The following is a 15415-nucleotide window of genomic DNA, read 5'->3' on the forward strand; positions in this document are numbered from 1 at the left end:
GTCAGCATTCCTCCAGAACGACGATGATATCGCCGGCTTTGACGTTTCTTCCCGGCCCGGCACGCAGGTCGCGGACGCGGCCTGCCGCATGGGCGGTGACGTTGATTTCCATCTTCATCGATTCGATGATGGCGAGTGTATCGCCGGCCGCAACCGAGGCACCCGGCTCGACCAGCAATTTCCAGATATTGCCGGGCACGGCGCTGGCAACACCGAAGCAGCCGTCGGGAATATCCCCATCCGGACTTTCGCCCGTGCCTTCATCGGTGACGAAGCTGTCGAGCCCGGCTTCCTTCCAGCGCTGGCGCTCAGTATCGAAGGCGGCCTGCTGCGTTGCCTTGAAGCGACCGATCGACGCTGCGTTCGCCTGCAATTCTCTCTCATAGGCAGCATAGGAGAATTCCGTCTCCTCGATCCGGATCGGATAGCCGCCGTGCGGGAAGGCGGCGCGCGCCTCCGTCAACTCCTGATTACTAACAGGGAAGAAACGGATCTGGTCAAAGAAGTTCAGCAGCCAGGGCTTGCCCCTGGCGAAGGCCGGTGTCTCCCGCCATGTGTTCCAGACCTGGATGGTGCGGCCGAAGAGCTGGTAGCCGCCCGGTCCTTCCATGCCGTAGATGCACATATAGGCGCCGCCGATGCCGACGGCGTTCTCAGGCGTCCAGGTGCGGGCGGGATTATACTTCGTCGTCACGAGGCGATGGCGTGGATCAACAGGGGTCGCAACCGGCGCGCCAAGATAGACATCGCCGAGACCGAGCACCAGATAGCTGGCATCGAAGACGATATCGCGAACGGCCTGTTCGTCGGGAAGGCCGTTGATGCGGCGGATGAACTCGATATTCGACGGGCACCAGGGCGCATTCGGGCGTACCAGCTCCTGATATTTGCGCATCGCAAGCTCCGCATCCGGATCATTCCAGGAAAGCGGCAGATGCACGATGCGGCTCGGCACCGTGACCTCCTGGGCTGCCGGAAGCGTCGCCTCGATCTCGGAAAGCAGTCCCAGCAGGCGCCGGCGCGTCAGCTGCGTGCCGTCATAATGGATCTGCAGCGAGCGGATACCGGGGGTGAGGTCGACGACGCCGGGCAGGCGGGCCTCGACAACGGCCTGCATCAGCAGATGCACCCGCAGCCGCAGCGCGATATCCAGTGTCATCGGCCCATATTCGACGAGCAGATTATCATCGCCCTGGCGGCGATAGACGACGGAAACCGGGCCGTCGTCGCTAATGCCGACGATCGGCGAGCCCGTCTCTTCCACGACCCGCCGCACCGCGGGGCCAGCGACGGGGTCCTCCGGCCGCACTACTGCATGAAAACGGATACGGTCGCCGGGCTTAAACTGGCCCATCTTCCACTGTTCGTCGCGGGCGATCACTGCAGGGCAAACGAAGCCGCCAAGGCTCGGACCGTCGGGGCCGAGAATGATCGGCATATCGCCGGTGAAATCGATCGCCCCGATCGCATAGGCATTATCGTGCAGGTTGGAGGGGTGCAGCCCCGCCTCACCGCCGTCGCTACGTGCCCAAACCGGGGCGGGACCGATGAGGCGAACGCCGGTGCGGGCGCTGTTGAAATGCACCTCGTAAGCCGTCGAAAACAGCGTCTCGATATCCCCATCCTGAAAGAAATCGGGAGCCCCGTGCGGGCCATAGACGACGCCGACATCCCATTCGCGCGTCAAGACGGCTGCCTCCGTCGCTGGTCTCACCGGTTCGGCCGGTACTTGGCGGGCAAAGTGCAGCACATGCCCTGTCTTCAGGGTGCCGGTGGCGTTGCCGCCGAACTGACCAAGACCGAAAGTCGCCCGCGAGCCGAGCACAACGGGAGCGGCAAAACCACCGGCGACGGCGAGATAGGCGCGTTGTCCCGGTCCTTCGATCGTACCGATCGACAGAACCTGACCGGCACGGATCAATACCGGGGTGTCATGCGGCAATTTTACGCCGTCGCATGTCATCGCCATCCGGGCGCCGGCAAGCGCGATCGTCTGGTCGGCATAAAACCGCAATGTCGGGCCGGAAACCGTCAATTCGAGCGCAGCCGTCACGTCGGCATTGCCGACCAACCGGTTGGCATGGCGGAAGGAGCGCTCGTCCATCGGCCCGCTCGGCGGCACGCCGACATGCCAGAGGCCGAGCCGGCCCGGCAGTTCCTGAATGCTTGACTGCGCGCCAGGCGCGAGAACCTCGACGACATCCGGAATGAAGGCGAAGTCGCGCAGCGCCGTCGTTGCCACCTTGGCGCCGGCAAGCAATTCGGAAGCGGCGATCGTTCTCAAATAATCGAGATTGGTCTCGATGCCTGATATCGACGTTTCGGCGAGTGCTGCCTTCAGCATCTCGATCGCCGCCGGCCGGTCTTCCGCCGCCACGATCAGCTTGGCAAGCATCGGATCGTAGAAGGGCGTCACCTCGGTTCCCGTCTCGATCCAGCCGTCGACGCGGGCGCTTTCCGGAAAAATGACTTCGGTCAAAAGGCCGGCACTCGGGCGAAAATCGGCATGCGGCATCTCGGCATAGATCCGCATCTCGATCGCCGCACCCTTCGGCGTCAGGGCCTTAGCACCCGAGAGCACGTCCTCGCCGGCCGCCTGCCGGATCATCCATTCGACGAGGTCGATGCCGAAGACGGCTTCCGTGACGGGGTGCTCGACCTGAAGGCGGGTATTGACCTCGAGGAAATAGAATTCCTCGCGCTGGGGGTCATAGATGAATTCGACAGTGCCGGCCGATTCATAGGAGACCGAGCTTCCCAAATCGACCGCCGCCTTGTGCAGGCGCGCCCTTGTCTCCGCGGAAAGGCCAGGCGCAGGCGTCTCCTCGACGACCTTCTGGTTCCGCCGCTGCAGCGAGCAGTCACGTTCGCCGAGCGCAATCACTCCGCCCTTGCCGTCGCCGAAGATCTGCACCTCGACATGGCGCGCTTCAGCAACGAAACGCTCGATGTAAACGCGCGCATCCCCGAAGCTGGCGCGCGCGGTCCGCTGCACGCTTTCGAAGGAAGCCTTGAGGCCGGCCGCATCGGCGCAGAGCTGCATGCCGATGCCGCCGCCGCCGGCTGTGCTTTTCAACATGACGGGATAACCGACGGTCTCGGCAGCCGAAAGCGCCTCGTCAACACTCTGCAAGAGATCGGTTCCGGGCAGCAGCGGCACGCCGCTCGCTTTCGCCAATTCGCGCGCCGTATGCTTCAGGCCGAAGGCCGATAGATGCTCCGGCCGCGGGCCGATGAAGGCGATGCCTTCAGCGGCGAGCCGCTCGGCAAAACCGATATTCTCCGAGAGGAAGCCGTAGCCTGGATGCACGGCCTCAGCGCCCGTCGCCTTGCAGGCAGCAATGACGGCATCGACGTCAAGATAACTTTCGGAAGCAGGCGCCGGGCCGAGGCGGACGGCCTCATCAGCGGTCAGCGCCGGCTTCGAGAAGCGATCGGCATCGGAATAGACGGCGACCGAGGCAATGCCCATCCTCTTCAATGTGCGGATGACGCGGACGGCGATCTCGCCGCGATTGGCGATAAGAACCTTGGTGAACATCGATCAGTCCTCACCGTCCCAGATCAGCACCCGGATCGGCGTCGGATCGAAGCCGTTGCAGGGATTGTTGATCTGCGGGCAGTTGGAGACGACGCAGAGCACGTCCATCTCCGCCACCAGCTCGACATAGTCGCCGGGCGCGGAAATGCCGTCGACAATGGTCATCTCGCCGTTCGGCTTGATCGGCACGTTCATGAAGAAATTGATGTTTGGCACGATATCGCGCTTGCTCATGCCGTGTTTGGTCACCTCGATCACGAAATTGTCGCGGCAGGCATGCAGGTATTTGGTGCCGTGGCCAAAGCGCACCGTGTTGCTCTCGCAGGAGCAAGCGCCGGCTGATGTATCGTGGCGGCCGCAGCTGTCGGCCGTCATGACCAGCATGACGTTGCCTTCGTTCGAGATGATCTTCGTGCCGGTGCCGATATAGGCGCCACCTTGCGCCCGCATCGTATCCTGGTTGGAATACCGCTCGGCAAAGTCATCGGCGCGATAAAACAGCGTGTCGATCGCCTGTTGGCCGTAGCTGTCCTCGATGCGGATGGTCTGACCCTTGCGCACGATGCCGGACCACGGCGCTTCGGCCGGGATGAAATGTTCCTGCACGGCATTTTCCAGGCTGCGCGAAGCTGAAGTCTTGATGAAATCGGTCATCGTCATCCTCCCTCAGGCCAGCATCGAGGCGTTGTTCTCGAAGCCGCGAAGGGCTTCGGCGGTCGCCGTGCGCGAGAGGTCGTCGATTGCGGGGGCGGGGGCGCGAAAGCGCGTGACGATCACCGGCTTCGGAGCATAGACCGGGTCGGGATCGAGCGGATGCGGACAATTGGAAAAGCCGACGATCATGTCCATTTCGGCGCGCAGTTCGGCATAGTCGCCGCTGTTGGAGAGTTTGCCGCGCCAGTGGAAGCCACCGTCATCGTCGACGCGGACGGGAGCGAAGAGATTGAGAATTGCGGGAATATCGCGCCTGGTGAGACCAAGCTTGCCGGCGACGAGCACGAGATTGTCGCGGGTGTTGCGGCTCTTGACGCCAGGATATTTTGCAGCGTTCGAAGCTGCGGTCGAGCCGCCCATCAGGCAGTCGTGAGCGCCGGAGCTATCCTCGATCAGCGAAAACATCACTCGGCCCATGTCCGAGAAGATAACGCGGCCCTTGCCGAGGGCGGTTGTCCACTGCACCTTGACCGTATCGACGAGATTGAGCCGTTCACTCGTGTCAGCGGCGTTCCAGGCGACGAGCGCCACGGTCGATCCGCCTTCACCCTGATCAATGCGGAGAGCCTCGCCGCGCTTCAGCGCGGTCGACCAGTACCAGCCGCCGGGGATGGTTTCCTGATGGATGATCGCAGCCGCATCGATTGCGGGGGCGGGAAGGGGGCTCGGCGCCGGCAGGGCCTTTGGGGCAAATTCCAGCCCCTTCTTCTGGTGTTCCTCGTAGCGCTGCCGGTTGGCGGCAATTTCTTCGGGCGAACGTCTGACATGCATCATGGTTTTTCTCCTGACGGACTGGAAGCCGGGTCGTCCCGGCGAAGGCCCAGAGAAATGACCGGGCCGTCCCGGTCGGGGCTGAAGATGGAGGGCGCGCCGGCAAGCCTGGGCGGCCAGATGGAAATGTCCTTAGTGATCGTCGCGCCGTAGCGCTCCTTTTCCTCCGGGCGGTCGCGCTTGCGCTCGAAGGCGACGACGCGCGTTGCCAGCGTGAAGGCCTCCCGCATGTCGTGCGTCACCATGACGACGGTCATCTGCGTTTCGTGCCAGAGCCGCTTCATCAATGTGTGGATCTCGGCACGAATGCCGGGATCGAGCGCGCCGAAAGGCTCGTCGAGCAGCAGCACCTTCGGCTTCATGATCAGGGCCTGCGCCAAAGCCAGGCGCTGCTGCATGCCGCCTGACAGTTGCGCCGGATATTTGCCCTCGGCACCGGATAGGCCGACCTCGCCGATCAGTCGCCGCGCTTCGTCGACGGCGTTGCGACGGGCAGCGCCGAAAAGCTTGGCTTTATAGCGAGACGCTGCGAGTTCCCGCCCAAGCAGCACATTGCCGAGCACTGTCAGATGCGGGAACACGGAGTAGCGCTGGAAGACGACACCACGATCCGGCCCTGGCTCCTGTGGCAGAGCTTCGCCGTCGAGCAGGATCGTCCCTCGCGTTGGCCGCTCCTGGCCGAGCAACATGCGCAGGAACGTCGACTTGCCGCAGCCGGACGGGCCGACAAGCGCGACGAAGGCGCGCGAAGCGACGGTCAGCGACACATCTTCGAGTACGATCTGGTCGCCATACTCTTTCCAGACCTTTTCGATCACCAACTCGCTCATGCCTGCTTCTCCAGCTCAGACCAGGGGAAGACGGCGATGCGGATGCGATCGAGGATATAATTCATGATCACGGCGAGCAGCGTGATCCAGACGACATAGGGAAAGATGACGTCCATCGAGAGATAGCGGCGGACGAGGAAGATGCGGTATCCGAGGCCGGAATCCGACGAGATCGCTTCGGCGGCGATCAGGAACAGCCAGGCAGGACCGAGCTGAAGCCTGAGGCAGGTGATCAGCCGCGGCAGGATCTGCGGCAGCACGACACGAAGACCGATCTGCCAGGAAGAGCCGCCGAGCGTTTCAGCCTTGACGATCTGTTCGCGCGGCAGTTCCAGCGCCTTCAGCGCAAGGTCGCGGATCATCGTCGGCGCAACGCCGATGACGATGAGCGCGATCTTCGAGGCTTCGCCAAGCCCCATGGCAATAAAAAGGATCGGCAGCAGCGCCAGCGGCGGCACCATCGAGATAACGGCGACGAAGGGCGAGAGCAGCGCCCGGAGATACGGCAGCATGCCGATCAGCATGCCGATGATGAGCGCGGTGACTGTCGAGATACCGAGGCCGGCCAACAGCCGGATCAGGCTCGCACCCGTATCGGACCAGAGCAGGTATTGTCCGGTGCGCGGATCGGCGATGAAGGCCAGGCGATCGATCGCATCGGCAAAACCGGCAAGACCGGGCAGCAGTTTGTCGTTGGCGTTTTCCGCCAGCCGTGCCGCCGAGCCGAAAGTGTAGGCAACGATCAGCAGCACGAAGGGCAGCAGCGTCAAGGCAAGCTGCGCGCCCCGGCTCGGCCTCGTGTTGATCCAGCGCATAGGGATAGCTCCGCTGATGAAGGGTAGGCGGTGCGGTCAACGCCGCACCGCTGCTTTGACATGGCTCAGAGCGAACCGTCGGCGGCGGCCTTCATGTAGGTCTCAGTGAAGCGCAGCTTGACGTTGCCGCTGTCGCCGAGGACCTTGCCATCAGGCATTTCGATGCCGATGACGTCGGCCGACGGCGCGCCATTGCCGAGCAGGCCTTTTTCGAACAGGAAGTTGCGGACAAGATCCATTGTTTTCGGCAGGCTGCCCGAGGCAGTGAAGGCAACGGCATCGGCCGGCTTGGCAAACAGCTTGGTGGCGGCAAGCTGGGATTCGAAGCCCTTGAGATCGGTGCCTGATGCCTGGCCCATCGCCTCGCGCGCAGCCTTGCCGTCGGCACTGTCCGCAGTCAGCAGTGCTGCGGTTTCATACCAGATGCCGGCGAGCGCCTTGCCGAAATTCGGATTGTCCTTCAGCACGCCTGAATTGGCGACCATCAGGTCGATGATCTCGCCCGGCACCTGCGAGCTGTCGAAGACCTTCTTGGCCGTGGGATCCTCGAGGATGGTCGAGACCAGCGGGTTCCAGGTGACGACCGCGGTCACGTCAGCCGTCTTGTAGGCGGCGACCATATCGGCGTCGGAGGTGTTGACCACTTTCACGTCGCGCTCAGTCAGTTTGATGCTCTCGAGCGCGCGAGCCAACAGATAATGCGAGACGGAAAATTCGACGAGATTGACGTTCTGGCCCTTGATGTCGGCAAGGCTCGCCTTGTCCTTGAGGATGACGGCATCGTTGCCGTTCGAGAAGTCACCGACGATGACCGCTGTCGTATCGACGCCGCCGGCAGCCGGGATCGACAGGCCGTCCATGTTGGTGAGGGTCACGGCATCGAAGGCGCCGGCGGTATATTGGTTCATCGATTCGACGTAGTCGTTGAACTGGGTGACCTCGATCTTGATGCCGTATTTGTCGGCCCATTTCTTGACGATGCCGTGATCAGCAGCATAACCCCAGGGCATCCAGCCGACATAGATCGACCAGGCGACCTTGAAGTCAGTCTTCTGTTCGGCCTTGGCGATGGAGCCGAGTCCCAGCGCCAGGGACGCCGTCAGTGCGGTAATCGATAGAATCTTCGAAAAAGTCTGCATTGAAATTCCCCTTTTGCTTTTCTTCAAAAGGGATCGGCAATGACCATCGTGCCGCCAATCCCTTGGCTTACGAGGTCTCCCGGGCTTTTGTCCCGCCGTGCACCCGGCGGGATGTCTCCCCTGCCGGTGGTAGCTCTCGGACCAGCCACGCCTTGCGACGCCGGAACCCTAGCCACCAACTCTGCAACTATCAAAGCAAAGTGCGTGCCAAATTATAAATCATTGATTTTATTGAGGGTGCGATGGCATCAATTCTCTGACAAATGCAATAGTGCATGCACTTGCACAGAAAATGTGCGTATTCTGCCGCCACCTTAGGCGTTGGTTCTTTTTTGCCCAGTGAAAAAAGCAGGCAGACCACGCAGAACGCCGCGTTTGCGACTCTATCTAAGCTAGTTCCGAAAGGTCCCGGAGGGGATCGTCGTCACCAGCCGGATATCGCGGCGGAAATTCGACGGCGACATGCCGGCGATGTGGCGGAAGGATTTGTTGAAGGCGCTGATCGAGCCGAAGCCGCTGTCCATCGCCACCTGCAGCACGTTGGCGCCTTCGCTCATCAGCATCGCCTGGGCGCGCGACAGCCGTAGCAGCGTCACATATTTGCTGAGCGTCATGCCGGTCGATCGCTTGAACAGGTTCATCGCATATTTCGGATGCAGGTCGGCGGCGCGGGCGATATCGACCGAATCGATGTCGTGCAGGAAATTGGCGGCGATGAAATCGCACATGCGCGCGACGCTGCGTGAGGAATGCGGATGCGGGTGATCGCCCTCGAGATTGATGGTCGCCTGCGACGTCATGGAATAGGGTTCGAGCGCGATGCGCTCGATGCGTAGCAGCAGCTCGTCGACGGCGTGCTGGGCCTTGGCGGGATCGCCGGAATTGGCATAGCGGAACCAGCGGGTGAAGTTTTCGTTGTCGGCGGCATCCGTTGCCGAGGTCAGCAGCGTCTCACCCTTCATAAGCCGGCTGGAAACGCTGATCGGCAGGCGCAGCCGGAAGAAATAGACGAGCGGCAGATGGGCGCCGGCATAGAGCGAATCGTCTGAGGATTCGTCCATCTGATGCGGCTGACCACCCCAGAAGAGGCACATTTCGCCCGCGTTCAGCCGGAATTCGTGATCGCTCATCCGGTAGTGCACGGTGCCGCGCATCACGTAGTTGACTTCGACCTGCGCATGCCAGTGCGGCATGGCCATGACGGGCGGATGGGCATGAAACATCTGCAGCGCTGTCGGCAAACCCTCGATGCTGCTCGCGCCGGGCTGGTAGATTGCACGTGTGCCGACCTTACTTTCCGCCAAATTCATGTTCCCTTTTTAGGAGACACCCGCTCCCTTACAGATAGTCTAACCGCGTTCGTGAAAGATCGGCAATTGAAAAGGGAGGATTTTCAATGCGCTTCAAACTTCTCGCTGCGACCGCAGCTGTCGCAGTGCTTGCTTCCGGCTCCGCATACGCGCAGTCGGCCAATCTCACCATCTGGAGCTGGAATGTCGCCGCGTCGGCATTGAAGTCCACGCTTCCAGGCTTCAACAAACAGTTTCCCGATATCAAGATCACCGTCGAGGACCTTGGCAACGCCCAGGTCTTCGATAAGACGCTCGCGGCCTGCGCCGCCGGCGGCGACGGCTTGCCCGACATCGTCAGCATCGAGAATTTCGAAGCTGAAATCTTCTGGAGCCGTTTTCCCGATTGCTTCGCCAATCTGAAGGAGCTCGGTTACACGCCCGACATTCAGGCGAAATTCCCCGAATTCAAGCGCACCGAGCTTGAAGTCGGAGACGTCGCCTATGCCATGCCGTGGGATTCCGGCCCTGTCGCCGTCTTCTATCGCCGCGACCTCTACGAAAAGGCCGGCGTCGATCCGAGCACGATCAACACCTGGGATGATTTTATTGCCGCCGGCAAGAAGATTTCCGCCGCCAACCCCGGCGTCGTCATGGCGCAGGCGGACTTCAATGGCGACAGCGAATGGTTTCGCATGATCGCCAACGAGCAGGGCTGCGGCTACTACTCGACCGACGGCCAGTCCATTACCATCAACCAGCCGGCCTGCGTTTCCTCACTGCAAAAGGTGAAGGAAATGAAGGATGCCGGCACGCTGACGGCGGCCAATTGGGACGAAAAGATCCAGGCCAATACCGCCGGCAAGGCCGCAAGCCAGCTGTATGGCGGCTGGTATGAAGGCACCCTGCGTTCGACCTCGCCCGATCTCAAGGGCAAGTGGGGCGTCTACAAGATGCCGAGCCTGACGGCCGATGGCCCGCATGCCGCCAATCTCGGCGGTTCGTCGCTCGCTATTTCCGCGACCTCCGCAAACAAGGACGCGGCCTGGAAATTCGTCAACTACGCCCTCGGCACGAACGAGGGTCAGGTAACGATGCTGAAGGAATTCGGTCTGGTGCCATCTTTGCTCTCGGCCGTTCAAGATCCCTTCGTCAACGAAGCACAGCCCTATTGGGGCGGTCAGAAGGTCTGGGCTGATATCCTCGCGACGCTGCCGAAGATCGTGCCGAGCCGCGGCACCGCCTTCCAGAGCGATGCCGAAGCCATCTTCAAGGCGGCGCAGACGAAGTTCTTCTCCGGCGGCTATCCCGATGCGAAGGCGGCTCTCGACGATGCCGCCAACCAGATCGCTTCGGCGACCGGCCTTCCGATCGCGCAGTGAATGACGAAGCCGGGCGCTTGACGCGCCCGGCTTTTTCCCCGCCGCGCGAGGCGGGCGACCATTCATTGGTTTTGTGAGGAGAAGGCTCGATGCCGTTCAGAACCCGGAGCGCCTATGCGTTCCTCGCCCCATATCTGCTGGTCTTTGCCACCTTCTGGGTCTGGCCGATCATCAATTCGTTCCTGATTTCCTTTCAGAACACCCGCATCAACGCGTGGAAATATAGTTTCCAGGCCAACTGGGGCCGGCTCTTCTACGACCCGGCCTTCTATAATGCCCTCTACAACACGCTGATCATCCTGGTGATCCAGGTGCCTGTCATGATCGCGCTTGCGACCGTTATGGCCGTCATGCTCAATTCGCCGCTCCTGAAAGCGCGCCCGCTCTTCCGTTTCGCCTTCTTCGCCCCTGTGGTCGTCGGCGAGGTCGCCTATGCCGCGGTGTTTCGGCTGATGTTCAGCCTCGATTTCGGGATCATCAACAAGCTGATCTCGGCCGTCGGTCTCAGCCCGGTCTCCTGGTTCGACAATGCCAATGCCGCCATGGCGCTGATCATCCTTGCCGTCACATGGCGCTGGGCGGGCTACAACGCCATCATCATCCTCGCCGGCCTGCAGTCGATTCCCGACGATGTCTACGAGGCAGCGACACTCGACCGGGTGAGCAAGATCCAGCAATTCTTTCATATCACCCTGCCGCTCCTGAAACCGATCATCCTCTTCTGCGTGGTGCTCTCGGTGATCGGCACCATGCAGCTCTTCGCCGAGCCCTTCCTCATCACCAATCGCGGCGGTCCCGGCGGCGGCACGGAGACGCTCGGCCTGCTGCTTTATCGCCAGGGCTTCACCTCGCTGAACTTCGGCTATGCCTCGGCGATCGCCTATACCATGGCTGCCCTTGCCGTAGCGATCTCGCTTCTCAATCTCTGGGTCGGGAGGGATCCGAAATGAAATCCAAATCTCAATCCCTTCTGCTGCGCCAGATCGCGTTACATGCCGCACTGGCGCCGCTTGCGATAATCTGGCTGTTTCCGCTCTGGATGATGTTCGTCTTCTCGACAATGCCCGATAACGGCATCTTCAGCCCTGACATCGTGCTTTGGCCATCGACCAATTTCGTCGAGAATTTCAAGAACCTGCAGGCCGATACCGATTTCATCGGTGCCATGGTGATCTCCATCGGCGTCGCGCTCATCTATACGGTCCTGTCGGTACTGCTGACCTCGATGGCGGGCTGGGCGCTGGCACGTTACCGTTTCGTCGGCCGCTCCATCGTCATCGCCATCATCCTCGGCACCATCACGCTTCCCTTCTCCGTGGTCGTCATCCCGCAATTCATCATGGTGGCGCGCGAGTTCAAACTGGCAAACACCTGGGTGGCTCTGATCGTGCCGCCGCTGTTCAATTCGCTCGGCGTTCTGTTCATGCGGCAGTCCTTCTCGATGATGCCGGGCGAGCTTTTCGATGCCGCCCGCGTCGAGGGCGTCAAGGAATGGCAGATCTTCCTGCGCATCGCCCTGCCGCTGGCGCGCCCGACCATGGCCGCACTGGCGATCATCCTCTTCCTTGCCTCCTGGAACAACTACCTCTGGCCGCTGCTGATCAATTCCAGACCGGGAATGATGACGGCGCCGGTGGCGCTCGGAACGCTGATCGGCCTCACCAAGGTCTCCTGGGGCGGCATCATGGCCGGCGCGGTGCTCCTGACGGCGCCGATCCTGGTCATCTTCGTGGCTCTTCAACGCCATTTCATCGCCGGCATCGCGGCCGGCGCAATCAAATAATCGGGCAAATAATCGGGAGGCTGCATGGCAGAGCTTTCACTCAGCAACATCGTCAAGCGCTTCGGCGGCTTTGAGATCATCCACGGCGCCAATCTGGAGGTGAAGGACGGCGAATTCGTCGTCTTCGTCGGCCCGTCCGGCTGCGGCAAGTCCACGCTGCTCAGGATGATCGCCGGCCTCGAGGACATTACGTCAGGCGAGCTTCAGATCGGCGGCAGGGTCGTCAACGACGTCGAGCCGGCCGATCGCGGCATCGCCATGGTCTTCCAGTCCTACGCGCTTTATCCGCACCTGACCGTCGAGGAAAATTTGAGCTTCGGCCTGCGCATGAACGGCAATCCGAAGGCCGACACCGAGCGGCGCGTGCGCCATGTCGCAGAGATCCTGCAGATCACCGAGCTGATGAAGCGCCGGCCGAAGCAGCTTTCCGGCGGTCAGCGCCAGCGCGTCGCGATCGGCCGCGCCATCGTCCGCGAACCACAGGTCTTCCTGTTCGACGAACCTTTGTCGAACCTCGACGCCGAACTGCGCGTGCAAATGCGCGTCGAAATCTCCAGGCTGCACAAGAAGCTCGGCACGACGATGATCTACGTCACCCACGACCAGACGGAAGCGATGACGCTCGCCGACCGGATCGTCGTGCTGCGCGCCGGCAATATCGAGCAGATCGGCGCGCCGCTCGACCTATACGATGATCCCGCCAATCAGTTCGTCGCCGGCTTCGTCGGCTCGCCGAAGATGAATTTCTTGAACGCCGTGGTGGTTGAAACGCAGCCGGGCAGGGCGGTGATCGCGCTGGAAAGTGACGCCAATACCCGCCTGACGCTGCCGGTCGCCGATCCCATCGAAGCCGGCGCAAAAGTGACGCTCGGCATCCGTCCCGAACATTTCGTCGATGCGGGCACGGGCGATGCCGACCTCACCGTCACCATCGACGTCGCCGAACACCTCGGCAACACCAGTTACATCTACGCCACCATTGGTCCCGAGCAACTGATCATCGAGCGGCCGGAATCGCGCGTCGCCGGCAATCGCGACACGCTGACAGTCGGCCTTCCCGCCAACCGCTCATTCCTTTTCGACGGCGCCGGCAAGCGGCTTCGCTGAACTAAAATCCCAGGACAGAAAGACGAAAGAGGATTTTCCATGACTTCAGATCAACCGATCCGCTGGGGCATCATCGGCCCCGGCACCATCGCCCGCACCTTTGCAGACGGCGTCGCTCATTCGCGCACCGGCAGACTGGTGGCGATCGCCACCCGCAATCCTGCAAAGCCGGGTCTTGCCGAAAATTTCCCCGGCGCCCGCATCGTCGATGGTTACGAGGCGTTGCTCTCCGATAAGGAGATCGATGCGATCTATATCGCCGTCCCGCACACAGGCCATGCCGAATGGGCGATCAAAGCGGCACGTGCCGGCAAGCACATCCTGGTGGAAAAGCCGATCGCGCTGTCGGCCTACGATGCCGAAGCGGTTTACTACGAGGCGAAAAAAGCCGGCGTCTTTGCCGGGGAAGCTTTCATGTACCGCGTACATCCGCAGACGGAGAAGCTGGTCGAACTCGTCAAAAGCGGCGCCGTCGGCACCGTTCGCATCATCCGCTCGAGCTTCGGCTTCAACATGGGCAGCTATAAGCCGGAACACCGGCTTTTCGCCAACGACACCGCCGGTGGCGGCATTCTCGATGTCGGCGGTTATCCGGTCTCGATGGCCAGACTGATATCAGGCGCCGCGGAGGGCAAGGCCTTCCTCGAACCGGAGAAGGTCTCGGGCGTCGCCCATCTCGGCCAAAGCGGCGTCGATGAATGGGCATCTGCCGTCCTCAAGTTCCCGAACGAAATCATCGCCGAAGTCTCCTGCTCGATCATGGCGCAGCAGGACAATGTGCTGCGCATCATCGGCTCGGAAGGCCGGATCGAGGTTCAGGACTTCTGGTTCGCCTCCGGTCACAAGGGCGGCGTCGGCAAGATCGAGATCTTCAAGGGCGGTAAACAGGAAACCGTCGAACTCAGGGAAGACCGCTGGCTCTATTCCTTCGAGGCGGATGCGGCCGGCGATGCCATCCGCGCCGGCAAGGCCGAATTCAGCTCTCCCGGCATGAGCTGGGCGGATTCGATCGGAAACCTGCGTGTACTCGACCAGTGGCGCGCCTCGGTCGGTCTTGAATACGGCGTGGAAAAAGCCAGCAAGCGCACGGTAAACATTGCCGGCGGCACGGTCGCGCGCGGCAACAGCGTTCCGCAGCGTCAGATTCCCGGCATTTCCAAGCCCGCCTCGGTGGTGACGCTGGGCTTCGAGTTCTTCCCGAATTTTGCCTCCGCCTCGCTGACGCTCGACGCCTTTTACGAAGCCGGCGGCAACGCCTTCGACACGGCCTATGTCTATGGCGGCGGCAAGACGGAGGCGATCTTCGGCGACTGGCACACGAGCCGCAAGGTGGCTCGCGAGGAGATCGTGCTGATCGGCAAGGGCGCCCATTCGCCGCTCTGCTATCCCGATATGATCGCAAAGCAGCTCGACCAGTCGCTTGCCCGGCTGAAGACCGACTATGTCGACATCTATTTCATGCATCGCGACAATACCAGCGTGCCCGTCGGCGAGTTCGTCGATGCCATGGATACCGAGGTCAAACGCGGACGCATCCGCGGCATATTCGGTGGCTCGAACTGGACGCGGGCGCGCTTCGACGAGGCGATCGCCTATGCCGAAAAGACCGGCAAGACGGCGCCGGCAGCACTTTCCAACAACTTCTCGCTCGCCGAGATGCTCGATCCGATCTGGGCCGGCTGCGTTGCCGCTTCCGATGACGACTGGAAGAAATGGCTGAACGAGAAGCAGATCCCGAACTTCGCCTGGTCGAGCCAGGGCCGCGGCTTCTTTACCGACCGCGCCGGCCGCGACAAGCGGGACGACGAGGAGATCGTCCGGGTTTGGTATTCCGAGCGCAACTTCGGACGCCGCGACCGCGCTATCGAGCTTGCCAACAAACTCGGCCGCAATCCGATCCACATCGCACTCGCCTATGTGATCGCCCAGCCTTTTCCGGTCATTCCACTGATCGGGCCGCGCACCGTCGCCGAGTTGGAAGACAGTCTCTCGGCGCTCGACATCAAGCTCACACCCGATCAGGTGAAGTGGCTGGAAGGCTGAA

The 15415-nt window shown here is 61.7% G+C and carries 12 protein-coding genes and 1 riboswitch; of the genes, 5 read left to right on the forward strand and 7 right to left on the reverse strand.

Going from position 1 to position 15415, the window contains the following annotated elements:
• Position 1 precedes the first annotated feature (1 nt).
• From uca to FFM53_RS33750, 7 genes are all read right to left on the reverse strand, one after another.
• Complete coding sequence (gene uca, locus FFM53_RS33720; protein ID WP_138389978.1) at positions 2 to 3541, reverse strand: urea carboxylase; 3540 nt, start codon at positions 3539 to 3541, stop codon at positions 2 to 4.
• Between the two features lie 3 nt (positions 3542 to 3544).
• Positions 3545 to 4195, reverse strand: coding sequence for an urea amidolyase associated protein UAAP2 (locus tag FFM53_RS33725; protein WP_138333968.1), 651 nt, complete (start codon positions 4193 to 4195; stop codon positions 3545 to 3547).
• Between the two features lie 12 nt (positions 4196 to 4207).
• Entirely contained in the window at positions 4208 to 5029 is an 822-nt protein-coding gene (locus FFM53_RS33730) for an urea amidolyase associated protein UAAP1 (RefSeq protein ID WP_138389977.1), read from the reverse strand.
• Positions 5026 to 5856, reverse strand: a complete 831-nt coding sequence (locus FFM53_RS33735) for an ABC transporter ATP-binding protein (protein ID WP_138333972.1) — start codon at positions 5854 to 5856, stop codon at positions 5026 to 5028. Before FFM53_RS33735 ends, FFM53_RS33730 begins: the two co-directional genes overlap by 4 nt.
• Positions 5853 to 6671 (reverse strand): ABC transporter permease, encoded by an 819-nt coding sequence (locus tag FFM53_RS33740; protein WP_138389976.1) that lies wholly within the window; start codon positions 6669 to 6671, stop codon positions 5853 to 5855. Before FFM53_RS33740 ends, FFM53_RS33735 begins: the two co-directional genes overlap by 4 nt.
• A 65-nt stretch (positions 6672 to 6736) precedes the next feature.
• Positions 6737 to 7810, reverse strand: a complete 1074-nt coding sequence (locus FFM53_RS33745; protein WP_138333976.1) for a putative urea ABC transporter substrate-binding protein — start codon at positions 7808 to 7810, stop codon at positions 6737 to 6739.
• A 74-nt stretch (positions 7811 to 7884) separates the two neighbouring features.
• A riboswitch (guanidine-I (ykkC/yxkD leader) is annotated at positions 7885 to 7993 on the reverse strand.
• 209 nt (positions 7994 to 8202) lie between these two features.
• On the reverse strand, positions 8203 to 9120 hold the full coding sequence (locus tag FFM53_RS33750) for a helix-turn-helix domain-containing protein (RefSeq protein WP_138389975.1): 918 nt from the start codon (positions 9118 to 9120) through the stop codon (positions 8203 to 8205).
• A gap of 86 nt (positions 9121 to 9206) precedes the next feature.
• Here FFM53_RS33750 and FFM53_RS33755 point away from each other — a divergent pair, with 86 nt between their 5' ends.
• The 5 genes from FFM53_RS33755 to FFM53_RS33775 all read left to right on the forward strand — a co-directional run bounded on the left by FFM53_RS33755 (position 9207) and on the right by FFM53_RS33775 (position 15414).
• On the forward strand, positions 9207 to 10481 hold the full coding sequence (locus FFM53_RS33755; RefSeq protein ID WP_138333980.1) for an extracellular solute-binding protein: 1275 nt from the start codon (positions 9207 to 9209) through the stop codon (positions 10479 to 10481).
• Between the two features lie 89 nt (positions 10482 to 10570).
• Positions 10571 to 11431, forward strand: a complete 861-nt coding sequence (locus FFM53_RS33760; RefSeq protein ID WP_138389974.1) for a carbohydrate ABC transporter permease — start codon at positions 10571 to 10573, stop codon at positions 11429 to 11431.
• Positions 11428 to 12264 (forward strand): carbohydrate ABC transporter permease, encoded by an 837-nt coding sequence (locus FFM53_RS33765; RefSeq protein WP_138333984.1) that lies wholly within the window; start codon positions 11428 to 11430, stop codon positions 12262 to 12264. Before FFM53_RS33760 ends, FFM53_RS33765 begins: the two co-directional genes overlap by 4 nt.
• Positions 12265 to 12288: 24 nt before the next feature.
• Complete coding sequence (locus FFM53_RS33770; RefSeq protein ID WP_138333986.1) at positions 12289 to 13371, forward strand: ABC transporter ATP-binding protein; 1083 nt, start codon at positions 12289 to 12291, stop codon at positions 13369 to 13371.
• A 39-nt stretch (positions 13372 to 13410) separates the two neighbouring features.
• A complete protein-coding gene (locus FFM53_RS33775; protein ID WP_138389973.1) occupies positions 13411 to 15414 on the forward strand; it encodes an aldo/keto reductase in 2004 nt (667 codons plus the stop codon).
• The last annotated feature ends 1 nt before the right edge of the window (position 15415 follow it).

The organism is Rhizobium indicum, from assembly GCF_005862305.2.
Classification (GTDB): domain Bacteria; phylum Pseudomonadota; class Alphaproteobacteria; order Rhizobiales; family Rhizobiaceae; genus Rhizobium; species Rhizobium indicum.

What these genes read in the sequence shown, in the direction of transcription:
- FFM53_RS33770 (WP_138333986.1), top strand. Translation starts at nt 12,289, where the DNA reads ATGGCAGAGCTTTCACTCAGCAACATCGTCAAGCGCTTCGGCGGCTTT.
- FFM53_RS33730 (WP_138389977.1), bottom strand. Translation starts at nt 5,029, where the DNA reads ATGATGCATGTCAGACGTTCGCCCGAAGAAATTGCCGCCAACCGGCAG.
- uca (WP_138389978.1), bottom strand. Translation starts at nt 3,541, where the DNA reads ATGTTCACCAAGGTTCTTATCGCCAATCGCGGCGAGATCGCCGTCCGC.
- FFM53_RS33745 (WP_138333976.1), bottom strand. Translation starts at nt 7,810, where the DNA reads ATGCAGACTTTTTCGAAGATTCTATCGATTACCGCACTGACGGCGTCC.
- FFM53_RS33740 (WP_138389976.1), bottom strand. Translation starts at nt 6,671, where the DNA reads ATGCGCTGGATCAACACGAGGCCGAGCCGGGGCGCGCAGCTTGCCTTG.
- FFM53_RS33765 (WP_138333984.1), top strand. Translation starts at nt 11,428, where the DNA reads ATGAAATCCAAATCTCAATCCCTTCTGCTGCGCCAGATCGCGTTACAT.
- FFM53_RS33750 (WP_138389975.1), bottom strand. Translation starts at nt 9,120, where the DNA reads ATGAATTTGGCGGAAAGTAAGGTCGGCACACGTGCAATCTACCAGCCC.
- FFM53_RS33755 (WP_138333980.1), top strand. Translation starts at nt 9,207, where the DNA reads ATGCGCTTCAAACTTCTCGCTGCGACCGCAGCTGTCGCAGTGCTTGCT.
- FFM53_RS33735 (WP_138333972.1), bottom strand. Translation starts at nt 5,856, where the DNA reads ATGAGCGAGTTGGTGATCGAAAAGGTCTGGAAAGAGTATGGCGACCAG.
- FFM53_RS33760 (WP_138389974.1), top strand. Translation starts at nt 10,571, where the DNA reads ATGCCGTTCAGAACCCGGAGCGCCTATGCGTTCCTCGCCCCATATCTG.
- FFM53_RS33725 (WP_138333968.1), bottom strand. Translation starts at nt 4,195, where the DNA reads ATGACCGATTTCATCAAGACTTCAGCTTCGCGCAGCCTGGAAAATGCC.
- FFM53_RS33775 (WP_138389973.1), top strand. Translation starts at nt 13,411, where the DNA reads ATGACTTCAGATCAACCGATCCGCTGGGGCATCATCGGCCCCGGCACC.